This is a genomic window from Marinobacter gudaonensis, from assembly GCF_900115175.1.
GTDB lineage: Bacteria > Pseudomonadota > Gammaproteobacteria > Pseudomonadales > Oleiphilaceae > Marinobacter > Marinobacter gudaonensis.
On the sequence record NZ_FOYV01000001.1, the window covers coordinates 1,581,544 to 1,600,088 of the forward strand.

Here is an 18,545-nt window from a genome sequence, read left to right on the forward strand (position 1 = left end):
GAATGAATAAGGCTGATCAACCTCAATAAACAGGACTTATGGACAGTATCGCGCGCAACCTCAGACGCAGAGCCACATCCAGGCTATCCAATTGCCGCGCCGGGCTTTAGAATTCCAGCCTCCCCCGCATTATCTGGAGCTGTTACCTGCCATGTCGCCCCAACTGAACTCTGTGTCCGGTTTCGAGAAACTGCGCCTGATCGAATCCAGCAAACTGTTCCAGGGCGTGGTGATTGCCATCATCATCCTCTCGGCGCTGACCATCGGCGCCAAAACCTACGATGTGCCGCCGCTGATCGAACAGTCCCTGCTGGTACTGGACAATGCCATCACCCTGTTTTTCCTCGTGGAGATCCTGTTCCGGTTTGGCGTATGCACGGACAAAAAACGCTTCCTGCTGGATGGCTGGAACCTGTTCGATACCCTGGTGGTGATCGGCAGCCTGATTCCCCTGGATAATTCCGAAGCCGTGCTTCTGGGCCGCCTGCTGCGGGTGTTCCGGGTTCTGCGTCTGGTGTCGGTGGTGCCTGAACTGCGCTTCCTGATCAACTCCCTGCTCAAGGCCATTCCGCGCATGGGCTACATTGCGCTGCTGATGTTCATCATCTTCTACATCTACGCCGCAATGGGCTCCATGTTTTTTGCCAGCGTGGACGAAGAGCTCTGGGGTGACGTTGCCATTGCCATGCTCACCCTGTTCCGGGTGGCGACCTTCGAGGACTGGACCGACGTGATGTACGCCACCATGGAGCAGTACCCGCTGAGCTGGCTGTTCTACATCACCTTTATCTTCCTGACGGCGTTCGTCTTCCTGAACATGATGATCGGCGCCATTCTGGAGGTGATGAGCGAGGAACAGAACGCCAAACAGGCCCAGAAGGCCCATGATGAGCGGGACGAGATTGCCCGCCAATTGCAGGCCGTTCAGAACCAGCTGGCAGCGCTAACGGAACAGATGGGTGGCGGGCGCCGGGACTGACACCCCCACGATTACCAGAACACCGGTTTGTATATCGCCAGATGGAAAATGCCGGTTACCAGCCCCAGCGCAACCACCGCCGCCGTCACCCGGGTGGGGATACCCAGGGAGGGCTTGAGCGCAAAGATTCCGGCAATGATGTAACCGATCAGCAGGAAGATCTTCGCCGTCAGCCAGCCGTGAACCAGCGGCACCCAGGGCGTGACGAACAGCAGGCCAATGGCCGCCGTCAGCAGGATGGTATCGTTGGCGTGGGGGATCCAGCGCAGCGGCGTGGTCCGCCAACCGGGCCTGCCTACAGCATCGAGCAGTAAGCGCAGCGCAAACAGCACCACGGTAAGGTAGGCAGTAGTCATGTGCAGGTGCTTGAGTATCAGATAGGCACTCATTGTCATTCCTTTGTGAATCAAAACGATGGGCCCATTGTACGCACACATACCCCGAACCGGGTATGGTCAATCACGGCCACCGCATATAAGATTTCTATTAAATGCATCTATATGCGGAGACCGCCATGCAGGCCATTCCTTCCGTCCATAAATCCGAAGCTGCCAGCATTGGCCAGCTATTCAGCTACCCGTTCCGGATTTTCTTCCTGTCGATGACGCTTCTGGCGTTGCTGGCCATCCCGGCGTGGGTCATGCAGATCACCGGTGTGATCCAGCTGCCTCTGGCCATGCCCGGACTGCTCTGGCATCAGCATGAGATGCTGTTCGGCTTCCTGTCCGCCGCCATTGCAGGCTTTCTGCTGACCGCCGTCTGTGTCTGGACCCAGACCAACCGGCTCCATGGTCTCGGTCTGCTGTTGCTCTGGGCCGTCTGGCTGGCAGGACGTGTGCTGCTGGCCACCGGAGCCGCCCTGCCAGACTGGCTGGTGCAGGGCGTCAACCTGGCCTTCCTGCCCCTGGTGATGCTGGACGCCGGCTGGCGCATCTGGAAAACCCGCCAGAAACGCCAACTGCTTATCCTGGTGGTGCTGGGATTGCTTTGGGTGATGCAGATCGGGTTTGTCACTCGGATGGACATGACCTTCAGTTATGGCGCCCTGATCATGGCCATGGCGCTGATCAGCATCATTGGTGGCCGGATTACCCCGGCCTTCACAAGCGGCTGGCTGCGTCAGCGGGGGCTGGATGCCTCTGCAGTGACAACGACACCGGCCCTGGACCTGGCATCCGTCTTCACGCTGATTGCGCTGATGGCCGCCCTGGTCACGGGCTGGCAGACCGGTACCGGCGTTCTGGCGATTATTTCGGCAAGCCTGATGCTGGTGCGTCTCGCGGGCTGGAAGGGCTGGCTGGTCCGGCAAGAACCTCTGCTCTGGATACTGCACCTGTCCATACTCTGGGTGCCCGTCGCTCTGATTCTGCTGGCAGGTTCGCTGCTGGCAGACTGGCCCTCCAGCGCCTGGACTCACGCCGCCGGCACCGGCGCCGTAGCCTGCCTTATCCTCGGTGTCATTGCCCGGGTGGCTCTTGGTCATACCGGACGACCGCTGGTTCTGCCGAGGGGCATGGTGCTGGCGTTCTGCGCTATCCATCTGGCCGCCCTGCTGCGGGTGCTGACGGCTTTCGGTGCGATTCCGTGGCATCCGGGGATCGGCAGCAGCACCCTGCTGTGGCTGGTGGCCTTCGGTCTGTTCCTGTACCGGTACACCGGCATTCTTGCCAGCCCCCGCCCGGATGGTCGCGAGGGCTGAACCCCACAATCACTGGCGGCTCAGGCCGCCAGTTGTTCTTCCAGCAAACCCTGAAAGACCTCCCGCGCCTGGCGGAACCGGCCCGCCGGAAAATGAATGCGGATGCCTTCGAGTGCTGCCAGTAGCATTTCCAGGTGGGCATCCCAACCGGCGCAGGCAATCGGCACCAGCTCGTCCTGGGGCAGGAGCAGAGTCAGTGACAGGCGAGTGCCATCGTCTTGCGAAGCAAGCTCCCAGATCAGCGGCCGCTCCGGCGCATCACCGGAACTCCAGGAATAGGCAAGCCTGCGGTTGGGCCGGCATTCGGTGATCCGGCAGTCTATGGGCATGCCGCTGTTGCCGAAGTCCAGCTGCACCCGCCCCCCGTTACGGGCCTCCAGGGTGCCCGGTGCCAGCCAGTCAGCCAGGCATACAGAATCGGTCAGCATTCGCCAGACCGCCTCCGGCGGATGGCCGATCTCCCGCTCAAGCTGCACCCTCACCCGCCCGGCTTCGCACCGGAGCTGACCACTGATGGTTTCTTCGTCCACGGACATGACTCCTCCTTACCAGACAGGCGCTGCGAGGTCATCGCACACGCATGCCCATCAGTGTAGGGAGCGCCATTTCACCCCGCCTTGATGACCATCAACGCCAGCGGGAATGGCCACGGGAGGAACTATCCGCCAGCAAACATCCACTAATGGTCAATAGCCCCTCGTCAAATTCGAGCTAAAGTATGAAGAAATCATTTTGTAATAGAGACACTGGCACTATGACTGCAGATCGTTTTGACAAAGAAGACCTGATCAAGTGCGGCCACGGCAAGCTGTTCCCCGGCTCCATGCGCCTGCCCATCGATGAGATGCTGATGTTCGACCGCATCACTCACATTGCCGATAACGACGGTCTGTTCGGCAAGGGCAGCCTGGTGGCTGAACTCGATATCAACCCGGACCTGTGGTTCTTCAAGGTGCACTTTGTGGACGACCCGGTGATGCCGGGCTGTCTGGGCCTGGACGCCATGTGGCAGCTGGTGGGCTTTTTCCTGGCGTGGGGCGGTGGTGAAGGCAAGGGCCGCGCCCTGGGTGCCGGCGAGGTGAAATTCACCGGTCAGGTATTGCCAACAGCCAAGAAGGTCACCTACCACCTGGACCTGAAGCGCGTGATCCGGCGCAAGCTGACCATGGCCATCGCCGATGGCCGTATGGAAGTGGACGGCCGGGAGATCTACACCGCCAAAGACCTCCGGGTTGGCATGTTTACCTCTACTGATGACTTTTAGGAGTTAGCAGAATGCGTCGCGTTGTAATTACCGGTATGGGCATTGTTTCCAGCCTTGGTACCAACCAGAAGGAAGTGGCCCAGTCACTCAAGGAATCCCGCTCCGGCATCGGCTTCAGCGAGGAAGCCCGGGACAACGGTCTGCGCAGCCACGTGTGCGGCCAGATCAACCTGAATCTGCCGGAACTGATCGACCGCAAGCTGTGGCGCTTCATGTGTCCGGCCTCGGGGTACACCTACCTGGCCATGCTCGAAGCCATCGAGCAGGCGGGCCTGACTGAGAAACACATCAAGGCGGACACCACCGGGATCATCTTCGGTCAGGGCGGCGCCTCCACGGTTGAGTTGCTGGATTCCATCGACACCCACCGGGACCGCGGCATCCGTCGCGTCGGGCCGTACCGGGTGCCCCGCACCATGGGCAGCGCCATCAACGCGTCCATTGCCACCGGCTTCGGCATCCGCGGCGTCAACTACGGCATTACCTCGGCCTGTGCCACCAGCGCTCATTCCATCGGCCATGCTGCCGATCTGATCGCCCTGGGACGCCAGGATGTGATGTTCGCCGGCGGCGGCGAGGACATCCATTGGACTCTGAGCCTACTGTTCGACGCCATGGGGGCCCTGTCGACCAAGTACAACGACACGCCCGAACTGGCCTCGCGCACATACGATGCCAACCGAGACGGGTTTGTGATTTCCGGCGGTGGCGGCGTTCTTGCTCTTGAGGCCCTGGAGCACGCCGAGGCCCGTGGCGCCAACATCCTGGCCGAACTGGTGGGCTTCGGCGCCACCTCCGACGGCGCCGACATGGTCGCGCCGAGCGGCGAAGGCGCCGTTCGCTGCATGAAGCAGGCGATGAAAAACGTCGATGGCGAGATAAGCTACGTCAACACCCACGGCACCAGCACGCCGGCCGGGGATGTGACCGAGCTGAAGGCCCTGAAGGAAACCTTTGGCGACAGGATTCCGCCCCTCAGCTCCACCAAGCCCCTGTGTGGCCATGCCCTGGGTGCGGCCGGCGTGCATGAGGCCATCTACAGCCTGATCATGCAGCGGGAGGGCTTCATTGCACCGTCCGCCAACATCCAGACCCTGGATGAAGGTGCCGAAGGCTACCCGATTGTGCGGGAGCGCATGGACAACCAGACGCTGGATCTGGTGATGAGCAACAGCTTCGGATTTGGTGGCACCAACGCCACACTTATCTTCAAGAAGGTGTGACTTTTCGACAAAGCGCCGCTCGGCTCAGGACAGCCTGACCGACCGATACTCAGCCGGGGATGTCCCCATCCAGCGCTTGAACGCCCGGCTGAAGGCGCTTAACTCGGAAAAGCCAAGCTGCTCGGCAATTTCCACCAGCGGCTTGGTTTTATCCTGCATGTAAGTCAGCGCCTGCCGACGACGGACATCCTCCAGCAGCCGGGCAAAGGTCAGCCCTTCCCGCCGGAGCTTCTTGTGCAGGGTGTAGCGGCTCATGTGCAGCTGCGATGCCACCACCTCAACACCCACCTTGCCACGGGCCAGTTGCACACTGATCAGGGAACTGACTCTGGCACTCAGTGATGCCCGTGCCACCTCTGGCTTCAGAGGCCTTGCTGCCATCTGCGATTCCTCCTTTCGAATTCAATGGCCGATCGGGCCAGACCTGTGAGCGTACACATGTTAGCCGAAAACAATCAATACGACCTTTGAGCAGGATCAAGGGAATCGGTTTCGGATTACGGCAGACTTGCCAAACGTTTCCACCCGCAAACCCAAGACCTTCAGTCTGCCCCGGAGCCCCATGAACCCACCGGAACTGCTCGCCCCAGCCGGCACCCCCGAACACCTTGAAACCGCCTTCGCCTACGGTGCCGATGCCGTGTACGCCGGCCAGCCCCGGTATTCACTGAGAGTAAGAAACAACAGTTTCAAAGACGTTGCAGCCCTTGGAGCCGGCATCGCCAGGGCCCATCAGTTGGGCAAGCAGTTTTACCTTGTGTCCAACATCGCCCCGCACAACGACAAGGTGAAAAGCTACCTCAGGGATCTCGCGCCGATCCTGGAACACCGGCCCGACGCCTTGATCATGTCCGACCCCGGCCTGATTATGCTGGTGCGCGAGCGCTGGCCGGACCAGCCCATTCACCTGTCGGTGCAGGCCAACGCGGTGAACTGGGCCACGGTGGAATTCTGGCGCCGGCAGGGCATCCGGCGCGTGATCCTCTCCCGGGAGCTGGCCCTCGAAGAAATCCGCGACATCCGTGACCGGGTGCCGGCCATGGAGCTGGAAGTGTTCGTCCATGGCGCCCTGTGCATGGCCTATTCCGGCCGCTGCCTGCTGTCCGGCTACATGAACCACCGAGACGCCAACCAGGGCGCCTGCACCAACGCCTGCCGCTGGAACTACCAGCCGGTGGCACACCAGCACGACCAGACCGGAGACCTTATTGCCTCTACCGGCGGCGTTGAATCTCGGGAAAGCACACCGAAAGAAATCCTGCTTCAGGAACCCAACCGCCCCGGCGGCTTCATCCCCGCCTATGAAGACGAACACGGCACCTACATCATGAACTCGAAAGACCTGCGAGCGGTGCAGCATGTCGCCGAATTGGCAAAAATGGGCGTGCACTCCCTGAAAATCGAAGGTCGCACGAAAAGCACCTACTACGTGGCCCGCACCACCCAGGCCTACCGCCGCGCCATCGACGAAGCCGCGCAGGGCAAACCCTTCGACATGGGCCTGATGGACGAACTGGAGGCTTTATCCAACCGCGGCTACACCGAAGGCTTCCTGCGTCGCCACCCGCCGAAGGAGTACCAGAGCTACGAACAGGGCACCTCATTGATGGGCACCCAGCAGGTGGTAGGCACCATCGTGGACGCCAACGACCGCTGGCTGACCATCGACGTCAAAAACCGGTTCGCACCCGGCGATTCCCTGGAACTGATCACCCCGGCCGGCAACCTCCGGTTCTCGGCCAGTGTCATGGAAAACCGAAACGGCCAGGCCATGGCGTATGCGCCGGGCAGCGGGCATGTTGTTCGTATACCCAGGCCGGGGGGATTACCCTCATCTCTCGACTTCAGTTACCTGACCCGAATTCTTCCGACCGGCGGCTAGCAATTAGTCTGAGGTGGGATGTCCGGGTCGCCTCCCCAGACTGTGTGTTGCCAGGGATGGCAACACCAAGCCCCCATGGATGGGTTCACGGCGTGTCTGGGGAGGCGACCCGGACATCCCGCCCTGCACCGAACCTGCAGTCTCCCTCGTATAAGCTGACGGACCAATTGCCTGGCCCCTTAGTGCCCCGTGGGCCGATTAAGGTATAATCAGCCCACGCGCAAATTAATACCTGACTAAAATACTCTGGTATTGTATAATCGCTCGCCAGAAGCAGACGTATCGGGCGAGATTTTTTGCCTCAGACCCGCAACATCCGTCATCCAAAAAGCGATTGCAGGGCGTACTCACCGGACGAGCGACCACTGCAACACCCGAACAGCTGATATCCGACCGGCGCCCGCCCCACACACGGTGAGGTAGCCGGCGAAACCAAGGGCCGAAGGCCCGTGATGAGAGAATACGGAGCGACGATCATGGCGACCACCGATAAAGAGGTGAACGAGCTGATCAAACGGGAATACGAGCACGGATTCGTGACCAACATCGAATCCGACACGTTCGAGCCCGGCCTGAACGAAGACGTTATCGCCCGCCTGTCCGGCATCAAGAAAGAACCGGAATGGATGCTGGAGTGGCGCCTGAAAGCCTACCGTCGCTGGCTCGAGATGGAAGAGCCGGACTGGGCCCATGTGGGCTACCCGAAAATCGACTACAACTCGATTTCCTATTATTCCGCGCCCAAGCGCAAGGAAGACATGCCCCAGAGCCTGGACGAAGTGGATCCTGAGCTGCTGAAAACCTACGAGAAGCTGGGCATTCCCCTGCACGAGCGTGAAAAGCTCGCGGGTGTGGCCGTTGACGCCGTATTCGACTCCGTATCGGTAGCCACCACCTTCAAGGAGCCGCTGGCCAAGGCCGGCGTGATTTTCTGCTCCATTTCCGAGGCCATCCGCGATTACCCGGAACTGGTGCAGAAATACCTGGGCTCCGTGGTTCCCCACGGCGACAACTTCTTCGCCGGCCTGAACTCCGCGGTGTTCTCGGACGGCACCTTTGTGTACGTGCCAAAGGGCGTGCGCTGCCCCATGGAACTGTCCACCTACTTCCGCATCAACGCCGCTAACACCGGCCAGTTTGAACGTACCCTGATCATTGCCGACGAGGGCAGCTACGTGAGCTACCTTGAGGGCTGCACCGCCCCCATGCGCGACGAAAACCAGCTGCACGCAGCGGTGGTTGAGCTGGTGGCCCTGGACGACGCCCAGATCAAGTACTCCACGGTACAGAACTGGTATCCGGGCGACGAAGAAGGCAAAGGCGGCATCTTCAACTTCGTGACCAAGCGCGGCGCCGCCATCGGCAAGAACTCCAAGATCTCCTGGACGCAGGTTGAGACCGGTTCTGCGGTCACCTGGAAGTACCCCAGCTGCGTGCTGCGGGGCGAGAACAGCGTGGGTGAGTTTTACTCGGTAGCACTGACCAACAACTACCAGCAGGCCGACACCGGCACCAAGATGATCCACCTGGGCAAGAACACCTCCAGTACGATCATCTCCAAGGGTATTTCCGCCGGCAAGAGCTCCAACGCTTATCGCGGCCTGGTGAAATTCGGCCCGGGGGCGGAAGGTGCACGTAACTTTACCCAGTGCGATTCGCTGCTGATCGGCGATCGCTGCGGCGCGCACACCTTCCCGTACATCGAGAGCAAGAACAAGTCGGCCATCGTTGAGCACGAGGCAACCACCTCCAAGGTCAGCGACGAGCAGATGTTCCTGTGCCGCCAGCGCGGTATCGACCCGGAACAGGCGGTCTCCATGATCGTGAACGGCTTCTGCAAGGAAGTGTTCAAGGAGCTGCCCATGGAATTCGCAGTCGAGGCCGGCAAGCTGCTTGAGGTCAGCCTCGAAGGGTCCGTTGGTTAAGGGCTCCGCTGGTTAAACAGGACGGCAAACGCAAAAGCATAGCGGAAGCCGTCGGGCAGGCCCTTCCGGGATCGTCGAAATCAGGGATGATTTCGTCGAGCGTACAGGGATGTATTCACAGCGTATCCCGGAAGGGCCTGCCCGGCGGCTGACTCACCCGATCAAGCGGTCAGCAAGACAAGGGTGAACATCAGAATTCAACGGTTAAACGAGAGAGAAGCGACAAATGCTGAGCATCAAGAACCTGCACGCCTCCGTTGAGGGCAAAGAAATCCTCAAGGGCATCAACCTGGAAATCAAGGCCGGGGAAGTTCACGCCATCATGGGCCCCAACGGCTCCGGCAAGAGCACTCTGTCCCAGGTGCTGGCAGGCAACGAGGCATTTGAAGTAACCGAGGGCGAAATTACCCTCAATGGCGAAAACCTGCTGGAACTGGAAACCGAAGAGCGCGCCCGCGAAGGCATCTTCCTGGCGTTCCAGTACCCGGTGGAGATTCCCGGCGTCAGCAACCTGCAGTTCCTGCGCACCGCTGTAAACGCCATGCGTCACCACCATGGTGAAGAGGAAATGAACGCAGCCGAATTCATGAAGCTGGCCCGCGAGGTGTCCAAGCAGGTGGATCTGGACCCGTCGTTCCTCAAGCGCGGCGTGAACGAAGGTTTCTCCGGTGGTGAGAAGAAACGCAACGAGATCCTGCAGGCCCTGCTGCTCCAGCCGAAGCTGGCAATTCTCGACGAAACCGACTCCGGCCTCGACATCGACGCCCTGAAAGTCGTGTCTGACGGCGTGAATGCCCTGCGTTCCGAAGACCGCGCCATCCTCATGGTGACCCACTACCAGCGCCTGCTGAACCACATTGTGCCGGATCACGTGCACGTGCTGGCTGGCGGCAAGATCATCAAGTCCGGCGGCCGTGAACTGGCCCTGGAACTGGAAGAGCGCGGTTACGGCTGGCTTGGCATCAAGGATGAGGAACCGGCCGAGAGCGCGGGCAACTAAGGAGGTCGCGGAATGAAACCAGCACCAACGCTTTCGACGGCTTTCCTTCACCCCACCGGTCAGTCCCTGCCGGAGCCCTTCCAGGCCCTGCGCAAGCAGCGCGGCACGGCCCTGGTGGACATGCCCCTGCCGACCCGGAAAACCGAGAACTGGAAGTACTCCAGCAAGTACCTGAAGCTGACCGACGAGATGGCCCTGTCGCTGCCGGCGGAAGGCAAGACCGGCAGCAGCCTGGCCGTGCCCGGCTACAAGGTGGTGTTCCTGAACGGCGTACTGATCCCCGAGGCCAGCGAGTATCCGGATCTGGACGGCATCCGCATCCAGAGTTTCGACGACATGGATAACGACGAGGCTGCGGCCCTCGCCGACCGGCTCGACAGCACCCTCGACAACAAGGCTGTGCAGATGGCGCGGCTGAACTCGGCCCGCTTTGAAGATGGCCTGCTGGTGCGTCTGAAGCCCGGCGCGGTGCTCGACCAGCCGCTGTTCATTGTTCACGAAGTGAGCGCCGATGCCAGCGGCTCGGCCTACCCCAGAATCTACGTAGACGCCGGGGCCAACAGCCAGATCACGCTTGTTGAGGAATACATCTCCAGCGGTTCTGAGCCAGTGATGGTCAATACAGTAACCGAATTCGCCCTGTCGGAGGGCGCCAACGTCACCAGCGTGCGCCTCAATATGGAAGGCGACAGCGTGCAGCATATCGGTGCCACCGGTGTGCGCCAGCAGCGCAGTTCCCGCTTCGAAAGCCACTGTGTCGGCTTTGGCGGCCCGTTGCGCCGACACGACCTGCAGGTGCGCCTGGAAGGCGAAGGCGCCGAGTGCAAGCTCAACGGCGTGGTGGTTACTCAGGGCAAGCAGCACTACGACAATCACACCACCATCGAGCATGTGGCGGCCCACTGCAACAGCGAGGAAACCTACCGCAATATCGCGGCAGACCAGTCCCACGCCATCTTCAACGGCCGCATTCATATCCATCAGGACGCCCAGAAGTCCAACGCGGATATGAACAACAAGAATCTGTTGCTGTCCAACGGGGCAGAGATAGACACCAAGCCGGAACTGGAAATTTACGCCGACGACGTCAAGTGCGCCCACGGCGCTACCATTGGTCAGCTCGACGAGATTTCCCTGTTCTACCTGGTTTCCCGGGGCATCGGCCGGCGCGAAGCGAACGTTCTGCTGACCATGGCCTTTATCAACGAGCTGGTGGAACAGATTCCGGTAGAAGCGGTGCGGGAAACGGCCCAGGGCCGCCTGAACCACTTCTTTGAAGAGACATTCCAGGAGGCATAACCGGTCATGACCGATCTCTCCGTGGCACAGACCGCCAACCGCCCCACCTTCGACGTGGAGGCCATACGCCGGGACTTCCCGATCCTGTCCCAACAGGTGAATGGCAAGCCCCTGGTGTATCTGGACAACGGCGCCTCCGCGCAGAAGCCGGAAGCGGTGCTCAACGCCATGGATCGTTATTACCGGGAAATGCACTCCAACGTACACCGGGGCGCTCACACCCTGGGTGACCGGGCAACCGCCGCCTTTGAAGGGGCAAGGGAGACCGTGCGTGCCTTCCTGAATGCGGAAAGCACCCGGGAGATCATCTGGACCCGGGGCACCACCGAGGCCATCAACCTGGTGGCCAACGGCCTGGCAGCACGCCTCAAGCCCGGCGACGAGATCCTGGTCAGCCACATGGAGCACCACGCCAACATCGTGCCCTGGCAGATGGTGGCCGAACGCACCGGCGCGAAAGTGGTACCTGTCCAGGTAACGCCGAACGGCGAGCTGGATCTGGATTCGTTCACCAGCCTGCTCAATAAGAAGACCCGCGTGCTGGCGCTTACCCACGTGTCCAACGTGCTGGGCACCGTGAACCCGGTAGCGGCACTGGTTGAGCAGGCCAAGGCCCACGGCATCATCACCCTGCTGGATGGCGCCCAGGCGGTGCCCCACTTCCAGCCGGATGTGCAGGCGCTGGGCTGCGATTTCTACGTATTCTCCTCCCACAAGCTGTTCGGCCCCACCGGCATCGGTGTGCTCTATGGCAAGGCCCAGCTTCTGGAAGAAATACCGCCCTACCAGGGCGGCGGCGAGATGATCGAGCGGGTGTCGTTCGAGCGCACCACCTGGAACACTCTGCCCTATAAGTTTGAGGCGGGTACCCCGCCGATTGCCGAGGCCGTGGGCCTGGCCGCAGCCATTGATTACCTGAACGGCCTGGACCGCACAGCCATGGAAGCAGCGGAGGCCGCGCTGCTGGCCCGTGCCAACCAGCTGGTAGAAACCGTGCCCGGCATGGAAATCATCGGTACGGCAAAACAGAAAGTGCCGGTGATGTCCTTTAAAATTGCCGGTTTGCACCCCAGTGATATAGGCACGCTGCTAGACCAGCAGGGTATTGCGATCCGCACCGGCCACCACTGTGCCATGCCGCTGATGGATTTCTATGGAGTTCCCGGTACTGCCCGGGCCTCCTTTGCGTTCTACAATACACTGGACGAGGTGGAAACATTTTTTACCGCCCTGCAGAAAGTCCAGCGCCTGTTTGCCTGATGGAGGTGGAATCATGACAGCTGAAGTCTTCACCCCGAGTGTTGCCGTTACCATGACCCCGAGCGCGGTCAAGCACGTGCGCAAGCAGCTTGACAAGAAGCCCGACGCACGCGGTATCCGGCTGGCCATCAAGAAAAGTGGCTGCTCTGGCTTCAAGTACGAAACCCAGTGGGTGGAGGAAGCTGCCACCGACGACAGGGTGTTTCATATCGACGGAGTGGATGTGTTCGTGAAGGAAGAACATCTGCCACTGGTGAACGGCATCGAGATTGATTTCGTGACGGAAGGCGTGAACTCCATGTTCCAGTTCCGCAACCCGAACGCCACCGCCGAGTGCGGTTGCGGCGAAAGCTTCACCGTCGCTTAACCCCTCACTGAACGTGTAGGTCGGATTAGCAAAGCGTAATCCGACACCAAAGACTGAAAAAGCGAGGCCCGAACCGGCATGCAAGAACGCGAAGTGGTCCTGACAAAACGCGAGGTGGAAGCCCGCCTTGTCCCCTCGGGAACCGAAATCATGATTCCGTCGGACACCTTTGTGACCATCACGCAGTCGCTCGGTGGCACCTTCACCGTCGCGGTGAATGGTAACCTCGCCCGGGTGGAAGGCCACAACGCCGATGCACTCGGTAAAAAGCCCCTCGAAAGCAGCTTCGAAACACCGGAAGACGGCACCGTCAATGAAAACCAGGTCTGGGAAGCCATGCGCAACTGCTACGATCCGGAAATTCCGGTAAACGTGGTGGATCTGGGTCTGATTTACGACTGCAAGATTGAAAATGGCACCGAGGACGGCAACCACGTCTACGTTTTGATGACGCTGACTGCCGCTGGCTGCGGTATGGGCCCGGTGATTACCGAGGATGTGAAAACCAAGCTCGAGCACGTACCCAACGTGGACAAGGTCACCGTTGAACTGACCTTTGATCCGCCCTGGAACAACGACATGCTCACAGACGAAGCCAAGCTCGAACTGGGGATGCTGTAAATGACCGCCAGCGAACAGGACTTTCTGAACAACCCCCTGGGTAAAGACACCACCCTGGACGATGTGCTGGATGGTTTCGAACTGCTGGACGACTGGGAAGAGCGCTACGCGTTCATCATCGACCTGGGCAAGCAGCTGCCGGCGTTTCCGGAGGAGGCCCGGGTGGAAGAAAACTACGTGCACGGCTGCCAGAGCCAGGTCTGGCTGATCCATCACTACGATGACAGCACCGGTCGGCTGTACCTGCTGATCGATTCAGACGCCATGATTGTGCGCGGCCTGGCCGCCATCATTCTGGTGGCACTGAACGGGAAGACCCCGCGCGACCTTCTGGCCACCGATATCGACGAGCTGTTCGAACAGCTAGACCTGTTCCGCCACATCTCCCCGACTCGCGGCAACGGCCTGCGCGCTATGGTCGGCAAGATCCGCGACATCGCCGCCGCCGAAGCCGCCAGCGCCTGAGGCGCACTGCCCTTAACGATTCTTACGGGGCTGCCACCGTCGTGGCCAGCCCCGCCTTCCTCACCAGAGAATGGCGATGTCGTCCCTCTGGATGTTCACCATCACTCCCGGCTGTGGCATGGTGCCCCGGCTTTCCCTTGGCTGGACCCGATCAATGGTGACCGAAACCCCGGCATCGTGGAGCTCAGGGGTAGCCTCTGGCGCCTCCAGGTACCTCTTGCTCCGGTAGAGTTTCAGCTCGTCCCCGGGCCGAAGTCCCGCTGTTGAGCCAGACTCCAGGGTTACCCCGTGGCCGTCGACTCTCGCCACCCGTGTAATGAACGGCTGGCAGGCCAGAGCCTCGGACACCGCGCCCGCCATCTCGCCGATCAGCGCCTGCACAGACTGGCCGTAGGCCGTTTTCTGAAAGCCGGCGGAGCCGAAACCTGTCGAGCTTCCGGGGCCGGCATTCCACTCTGCGGCAGTTTCAAACCGCTGCTGGTGCACCGGCGCGCCACTGAAACCGTCAAACACCACCAGATCCACCGCAAACCTCCGGCTCTGATCAACGGTGCCCAATCCACGCTGCAGCCCATCGAGTACAGATGTGCCCCAGGCTGAGGGATCAGCAACCCCCAGATCACGGATGACACCGGTTACCACAAACTGGGCGTCCAGTTCCCGCGCCAGCTGGGACATGTTGCTCAACCGATTGTCACCCGCCTGCACGGTGGGCGCATTCAGCAGGTCACCGAACAGCCGTGAGGTGGTGGCGGCAAAAACCTGAAAGCCGCCCCGCTCCACCAGTCGCCGCTGGAGCTGTTGCGGCAAGATTTCGCCGGCGTCGTCCAGGCGGCCCACCCGGGCCTGGTCCGGGTACAGCAGGGGAAAACCGGTGATGGCCACCCGTTTTTTCAATCTCCCGGCGTCGCCGGCCGCACACTGGCCAACACCCGCACTGACATCCCCCTGAACCGTCACCCGTAACAGGTTGCCATTGCGGTATTCATCAATAATGCGCACATTGCGCGCGTTCACCGCCGAGGCCAACTGGGTGCGCGATTCCGTGAGCACGCCGTTTTCCATGGTATCCCGGGTGCTTACCCTGGCCTCATACTGCAACGAGAGATCGCGCATCGCCGCTTTGCGGGCTTCTGCCCGAGCGGCTTCCAGATCGCCGTTATGGATGTTGGCATGGCCCACGCCTTCCAGCACCACGGCCCGTGCACCGGCGGCAAACGTCAACGCCAGCAGCATCAGCAGGGTTGCAACGGAACGGGTCGAACATCTCATCATGGCCGGTTACTCGAGGTAGTACAGTGAGTCAACGCCCCTGCTCTGAACGTCACCAATACTGTCGTTGTCCTGGGGCATGGGAATCGGGCAAAGGTCTTGCACCTGGTCGTCGGCAACCTTGGCAACACAGGCCCGGAACCTGGGCTCGAGCTTCAGCTCCATGACCGTCTCGAAAACGCCATCGCTGTGTTCGTTCACCGCCACCAGCTTGGCGCCCCGAATATAGCTGTCCACGTACGTCCGGAACATGTCGTTGCGCAGCACGAAGTCATTCACCGTGGAGCTGCCATAAACCACCGTGCCGTATACTCGCTCCACCAGATTGCGGTAGGCGTCCAGCTGTGAGGCGCGACGCGCCAGCAAGCGTTTGCGGCTGTCGGTTCGGTCGGAGGCGGCGTCGGCATAGGTACCCAGACCGCTGACACGCACGGTGATAGGCTCCAGATCGGTATCCCGCAGGGACTGGTCACCGTCGCCGCGGAAGCCGCCGGTGGGGGCGCAGGCGGCAAGGCCGAAGGCCAGCATAGGGATGAATATCCAGCGAAGGATCATTACAGTTCTCCAAAGTACGTCCTGACAGGTTTGCCATGCCCCATGAAAAAAGTGCGCCAGTTTTCCCAGGCTACTGATATTTCGAGCAAAGGCACGGGCAGCTCCGGGTAATCGGCGGTGAAGCGGCAAAATTCTGCCTCCGTTTACAGTTCTGGAACAAACGGTTACCCCAAGCGTCGTGTCCACCACCGGCTTCTGCATTACCCTCTGAGGATCGCATATCTGATTTGCCTTTTAACAACGAAGTTACTGCCAACGAGATCCACTATGACCGAATACCGTATGACCCGACTTGCCCTGGCCGTCGGGCTGTCACTGGCCACCGCCACCACCCTCGCCAGCCCCCAATCATTCAAGTCTGCCCGCTCCTTCGCCATGGCTGGAACCGGCGTGGCCGTCGCAACCCCCGCCGATGCCCTGGTGGCCAACCCGGCCATGCTGGCCGCTGACCATCACAGCTGGAATGACGACTTCGGTCTGCAGCTGATTTCAGTGAACGCACGGCTGGCCGACGAAGAAGACACCATCGACCAGGTCGACCGCATCCAAAACACGATCAATAATCTGGAACAGGCGGTAGACAATCTGAACCAGACCGGGGCCCAGAACCAGGCCGGTATCCTGCGGGACCAGCTCCAGGCCTTTGATCGCGACACTATGCGCGCCAACATAGGCCTGGGCCTCGGATTGGCGGTACCTTCGCAGGGACTGTCCGTGGGTGTCTTTACCAATGGCAACCTGACCGCCACGGTGCGCGGCGAGTATGCCGCCAGCGATGACGCGCTGCTGGCCGGTCTCGAAAGCGGCTCTGTGCCGGCAACCTCTGGCGTCACCGACGGCCTGGAATCCCGGGGCAAGATCCTCGCCTCCGCCGTCGCGGAACTTGGGGTGACCTTCGCCCGAGCCATCGAGCTGAACAACGGGCAACGGCTGCAGCTGGGGCTGTCTCCTAAGTACGTGAATCTGCAGACCTTCCAGTACACCGAGACCGTCTCCGGCTTTGAAGACGAGGACTTCGACGGCGAGCAGTACCAGACCGACAAGAGCGGCTTCAACCTCGACCTCGGTGCCGCCTACGCCTTCGGCTCGGAGCAGCAATGGAACGCCGGTGCGTCCGTGCGAAACCTGATTCCCATGGAACTCGACTCCGCCGCCAGCCGCCCGCTGCTGGGCGAGGAAGTTCGCACCCTGGAGCTGGACCCCATGGTGACTGTGGGCCTGGCGCACCGGGGCGATTATCACGTGATCACCGCCGAGCTGGACCTGACCAAGAAGAAGGCCTTCGGCTACGAGGACGATACCCAGTGGCTGGCTGTGGGCGCCGAGTTTGATGCCTTCCGATACGCCCAGCTTCGCATCGGTGCCCGGCAGAACCTGGCGAGCAACGAGGATAACGACGGCATTGAAGAGAAGACCCAGTTCACCGCCGGCCTGGGGCTGAACATCCTGGGTGCCCGCGTCGATCTGGCGGGTCTGGTCAGCGATGCCGATGTGGGCGCGGCCATTGAAGTGGGTGCGGCCTTCTGACCGGCGTCCGCCTCGGATTTGCGAACGGTACCCGCTCACCGGATAATCCGGCACACATTCCCTGAAAAGAATCAGACATGTGATGCAAGCCTATCTGGTGGGTGGTGCGGTTCGCGACGAACTGCTCGGTCTTGAGGTTAAAGACCGCGACTGGGTGGTGGTAGGCGCCACCCCGGAAGACATGCTGGCCAAGGGGTTCAAGCAGGTGGGCGCCGATTTTCCGGTGTTCCTGCACCCGGCAACCCGGGAAGAATATGCCCTGGCCAGGACCGAGCGCAAACAAGGCCGCGGTTACCACGGTTTTACGGTATACAGCGCGCCGGATGTCACCCTCGAGCAGGACCTACAGCGCCGCGACCTCACCATCAACGCCATGGCGAAAACCGAGGATGGCGAGCTGGTGGATCCCTTCCAGGGCCAGGCCGATATCCGCAATCGCACCCTTCGCCACGTATCGGAAGCCTTTGCCGAAGACCCCCTGAGAATCCTGCGCACCGCCCGATTCGCGGCGCGTTTCCAGCCCCTGGGGTTTACCGTCTGCGACCAGACCCAGGCACTCATGCAACACATGGTGCGCGACGGCGAAGTCGAACACCTGGTGCCAGAACGAGTCTGGCAGGAACTGCAGCGAGCCCTCCACGAACGGTCACCGGAGACGTTTTTCTCCGTGTTGCGCAGCAGCGGGGCGCTGGCGGTACTGATTCCGGAACTCGACCCTCAGGCATCGTTCGAGGCGGCCATGGCGGCTCTTCGCTGCATTCAGGGCAAGCCCGACACCACCACTGAAGAGCGTTTCGCTGCCATCCTGTCGCCGCTTTCAGAAGCACAGACACTCGACAGGGCCCGCGCCCTCAAGGCCCCCAGGGACAGCCAGAATCTGGCTCGCCTGGGCACCGCACTGAAAACGGAGCTTACCGCAGTTGACCCGACGGCGCCGGACAGCGCTGTTCTGCTGGATCTTCTGGACAGAGCCGACCTGTGGCGCCGATCCGAACGCTTCGAACAGCTGCTGCGGGTGCTCGATTGCGCGCTGCCCGACGCAGCCCGGGCTGTTGATCTGCTGCGCCGGGCGTCCCGGGCCGCCATTGGGGTTGATCCGGCAGAACTGCTGGCGCAAGGTTACAAGGGTAAAGCCCTGGGCGAGGCCATCCACAAGGAGCGGCAACGGCGAATCGACCAGGCGATTGGCAGCAACCACCTTTAGGGA

At 61.0% G+C, this 18,545-nt stretch carries 19 protein-coding genes; 14 read left to right on the plus strand and 5 right to left on the minus strand.

Annotated elements, in window-relative coordinates:
- Positions 1 to 151 precede the first annotated feature (151 nt).
- Complete coding sequence (locus BM344_RS07240; RefSeq protein ID WP_091987702.1) at positions 152 to 979, plus strand: ion transporter; 828 nt, start codon at positions 152 to 154, stop codon at positions 977 to 979.
- A gap of 11 nt (positions 980 to 990) precedes the next feature.
- On the opposite strand, the gene BM344_RS07245 is transcribed toward BM344_RS07240, so the two are convergent.
- On the minus strand, positions 991 to 1,368 hold the full coding sequence (locus BM344_RS07245; RefSeq protein WP_091987703.1) for a SirB2 family protein: 378 nt from the start codon (positions 1,366 to 1,368) through the stop codon (positions 991 to 993).
- A gap of 125 nt (positions 1,369 to 1,493) precedes the next feature.
- On the opposite strand from BM344_RS07245, the gene BM344_RS07250 reads away from it, so the two are divergent.
- Positions 1,494 to 2,678, plus strand: coding sequence for an NnrS family protein (locus tag BM344_RS07250; protein ID WP_091987706.1), 1,185 nt, complete (start codon positions 1,494 to 1,496; stop codon positions 2,676 to 2,678).
- A gap of 20 nt (positions 2,679 to 2,698) precedes the next feature.
- Here BM344_RS07250 and BM344_RS07255 read toward each other — a convergent pair whose 3' ends face one another.
- Complete coding sequence (locus BM344_RS07255; protein WP_091987707.1) at positions 2,699 to 3,214, minus strand: SRPBCC family protein; 516 nt, start codon at positions 3,212 to 3,214, stop codon at positions 2,699 to 2,701.
- A 218-nt stretch (positions 3,215 to 3,432) separates the two neighbouring features.
- Here BM344_RS07255 and fabA point away from each other — a divergent pair, with 218 nt between their 5' ends.
- On the plus strand, positions 3,433 to 3,942 hold the full coding sequence (gene fabA, locus BM344_RS07260; RefSeq protein WP_091987710.1) for a bifunctional 3-hydroxydecanoyl-ACP dehydratase/trans-2-decenoyl-ACP isomerase: 510 nt from the start codon (positions 3,433 to 3,435) through the stop codon (positions 3,940 to 3,942).
- 11 nt (positions 3,943 to 3,953) lie between these two features.
- Positions 3,954 to 5,165, plus strand: a complete 1,212-nt coding sequence (fabB, locus tag BM344_RS07265) for a beta-ketoacyl-ACP synthase I (protein ID WP_091987712.1) — start codon at positions 3,954 to 3,956, stop codon at positions 5,163 to 5,165.
- Positions 5,166 to 5,189: 24 nt separating this feature from the next.
- Here the strand turns inward: fabB and BM344_RS07270 are convergent, their stop codons facing one another.
- Positions 5,190 to 5,546, minus strand: coding sequence for a helix-turn-helix transcriptional regulator (locus tag BM344_RS07270; RefSeq protein WP_091987714.1), 357 nt, complete (start codon positions 5,544 to 5,546; stop codon positions 5,190 to 5,192).
- A gap of 181 nt (positions 5,547 to 5,727) precedes the next feature.
- Here BM344_RS07270 and trhP point away from each other — a divergent pair, with 181 nt between their 5' ends.
- The 8 genes from trhP to BM344_RS07310 all read left to right on the plus strand — a co-directional run bounded on the left by trhP (position 5,728) and on the right by BM344_RS07310 (position 13,984).
- Positions 5,728 to 7,047, plus strand: a complete 1,320-nt coding sequence (trhP, locus tag BM344_RS07275; protein WP_091987716.1) for a prephenate-dependent tRNA uridine(34) hydroxylase TrhP — start codon at positions 5,728 to 5,730, stop codon at positions 7,045 to 7,047.
- A 476-nt stretch (positions 7,048 to 7,523) separates the two neighbouring features.
- Positions 7,524 to 8,972 (plus strand): Fe-S cluster assembly protein SufB, encoded by a 1,449-nt coding sequence (gene sufB / locus BM344_RS07280; protein WP_091987719.1) that lies wholly within the window; start codon positions 7,524 to 7,526, stop codon positions 8,970 to 8,972.
- 226 nt (positions 8,973 to 9,198) lie between these two features.
- Positions 9,199 to 9,972 (plus strand): Fe-S cluster assembly ATPase SufC, encoded by a 774-nt coding sequence (sufC, locus tag BM344_RS07285; protein WP_091987720.1) that lies wholly within the window; start codon positions 9,199 to 9,201, stop codon positions 9,970 to 9,972.
- Positions 9,973 to 9,984: 12 nt separating this feature from the next.
- A complete protein-coding gene (sufD, locus tag BM344_RS07290) occupies positions 9,985 to 11,271 on the plus strand; it encodes a Fe-S cluster assembly protein SufD (RefSeq protein WP_091987723.1) in 1,287 nt (428 codons plus the stop codon).
- Positions 11,272 to 11,277: 6 nt separating this feature from the next.
- A complete protein-coding gene (locus tag BM344_RS07295) occupies positions 11,278 to 12,531 on the plus strand; it encodes an aminotransferase class V-fold PLP-dependent enzyme (protein ID WP_091987725.1) in 1,254 nt (417 codons plus the stop codon).
- A gap of 13 nt (positions 12,532 to 12,544) precedes the next feature.
- Positions 12,545 to 12,898, plus strand: coding sequence for a HesB/IscA family protein (locus BM344_RS07300; RefSeq protein ID WP_091987727.1), 354 nt, complete (start codon positions 12,545 to 12,547; stop codon positions 12,896 to 12,898).
- A gap of 78 nt (positions 12,899 to 12,976) precedes the next feature.
- Positions 12,977 to 13,519: a putative Fe-S cluster assembly protein SufT gene (gene sufT, locus BM344_RS07305; protein WP_091987730.1), complete on the plus strand. Its 543-nt coding sequence runs from the start codon at positions 12,977 to 12,979 to the stop codon at positions 13,517 to 13,519.
- On the plus strand, positions 13,520 to 13,984 hold the full coding sequence (locus BM344_RS07310; RefSeq protein ID WP_091987732.1) for a SufE family protein: 465 nt from the start codon (positions 13,520 to 13,522) through the stop codon (positions 13,982 to 13,984).
- Between the two features lie 60 nt (positions 13,985 to 14,044).
- On the opposite strand, the gene BM344_RS07315 is transcribed toward BM344_RS07310, so the two are convergent.
- Together BM344_RS07315 and BM344_RS07320 are read right to left on the minus strand one after the other, a co-directional pair.
- The gene (locus BM344_RS07315; protein ID WP_407656804.1) at positions 14,045 to 15,259 is read right to left on the minus strand and encodes a flagellar assembly protein T N-terminal domain-containing protein; all 1,215 of its coding nucleotides are present in this window, start codon (positions 15,257 to 15,259) and stop codon (positions 14,045 to 14,047) included.
- A 6-nt stretch (positions 15,260 to 15,265) separates the two neighbouring features.
- Positions 15,266 to 15,811, minus strand: coding sequence for an LPP20 family lipoprotein (locus BM344_RS07320; protein ID WP_091987734.1), 546 nt, complete (start codon positions 15,809 to 15,811; stop codon positions 15,266 to 15,268).
- 267 nt (positions 15,812 to 16,078) lie between these two features.
- Between BM344_RS07320 and traF the strand changes: the two genes are divergently transcribed.
- Both traF and BM344_RS07330 read left to right on the plus strand, forming a co-directional pair.
- A complete protein-coding gene (gene traF / locus BM344_RS07325) occupies positions 16,079 to 17,338 on the plus strand; it encodes a conjugal transfer protein TraF (RefSeq protein WP_091987737.1) in 1,260 nt (419 codons plus the stop codon).
- A gap of 82 nt (positions 17,339 to 17,420) precedes the next feature.
- Positions 17,421 to 18,542, plus strand: coding sequence for a multifunctional CCA tRNA nucleotidyl transferase/2'3'-cyclic phosphodiesterase/2'nucleotidase/phosphatase (locus tag BM344_RS07330; RefSeq protein WP_091987739.1), 1,122 nt, complete (start codon positions 17,421 to 17,423; stop codon positions 18,540 to 18,542).
- The last annotated feature ends 3 nt before the right edge of the window (positions 18,543 to 18,545 follow it).

Bases quoted from the DNA above. Each gene is read 5' to 3' on its own strand.
- BM344_RS07240 (WP_091987702.1), top strand. From the start codon at position 152: ATGTCGCCCCAACTGAACTCTGTGTCCGGTTTCGAGAAACTGCGCCTG.
- BM344_RS07245 (WP_091987703.1), bottom strand. From the start codon at position 1,368: ATGAGTGCCTATCTGATACTCAAGCACCTGCACATGACTACTGCCTAC.
- BM344_RS07250 (WP_091987706.1), top strand. From the start codon at position 1,494: ATGCAGGCCATTCCTTCCGTCCATAAATCCGAAGCTGCCAGCATTGGC.
- BM344_RS07255 (WP_091987707.1), bottom strand. From the start codon at position 3,214: ATGTCCGTGGACGAAGAAACCATCAGTGGTCAGCTCCGGTGCGAAGCC.
- fabA (WP_091987710.1), top strand. From the start codon at position 3,433: ATGACTGCAGATCGTTTTGACAAAGAAGACCTGATCAAGTGCGGCCAC.
- fabB (WP_091987712.1), top strand. From the start codon at position 3,954: ATGCGTCGCGTTGTAATTACCGGTATGGGCATTGTTTCCAGCCTTGGT.
- BM344_RS07270 (WP_091987714.1), bottom strand. From the start codon at position 5,546: ATGGCAGCAAGGCCTCTGAAGCCAGAGGTGGCACGGGCATCACTGAGT.
- trhP (WP_091987716.1), top strand. From the start codon at position 5,728: ATGAACCCACCGGAACTGCTCGCCCCAGCCGGCACCCCCGAACACCTT.
- sufB (WP_091987719.1), top strand. From the start codon at position 7,524: ATGGCGACCACCGATAAAGAGGTGAACGAGCTGATCAAACGGGAATAC.
- sufC (WP_091987720.1), top strand. From the start codon at position 9,199: ATGCTGAGCATCAAGAACCTGCACGCCTCCGTTGAGGGCAAAGAAATC.
- sufD (WP_091987723.1), top strand. From the start codon at position 9,985: ATGAAACCAGCACCAACGCTTTCGACGGCTTTCCTTCACCCCACCGGT.
- BM344_RS07295 (WP_091987725.1), top strand. From the start codon at position 11,278: ATGACCGATCTCTCCGTGGCACAGACCGCCAACCGCCCCACCTTCGAC.
- BM344_RS07300 (WP_091987727.1), top strand. From the start codon at position 12,545: ATGACAGCTGAAGTCTTCACCCCGAGTGTTGCCGTTACCATGACCCCG.
- sufT (WP_091987730.1), top strand. From the start codon at position 12,977: ATGCAAGAACGCGAAGTGGTCCTGACAAAACGCGAGGTGGAAGCCCGC.
- BM344_RS07310 (WP_091987732.1), top strand. From the start codon at position 13,520: ATGACCGCCAGCGAACAGGACTTTCTGAACAACCCCCTGGGTAAAGAC.
- BM344_RS07315 (WP_407656804.1), bottom strand. From the start codon at position 15,259: ATGATGAGATGTTCGACCCGTTCCGTTGCAACCCTGCTGATGCTGCTG.
- BM344_RS07320 (WP_091987734.1), bottom strand. From the start codon at position 15,811: ATGATCCTTCGCTGGATATTCATCCCTATGCTGGCCTTCGGCCTTGCC.
- traF (WP_091987737.1), top strand. From the start codon at position 16,079: ATGACCGAATACCGTATGACCCGACTTGCCCTGGCCGTCGGGCTGTCA.
- BM344_RS07330 (WP_091987739.1), top strand. From the start codon at position 17,421: ATGCAAGCCTATCTGGTGGGTGGTGCGGTTCGCGACGAACTGCTCGGT.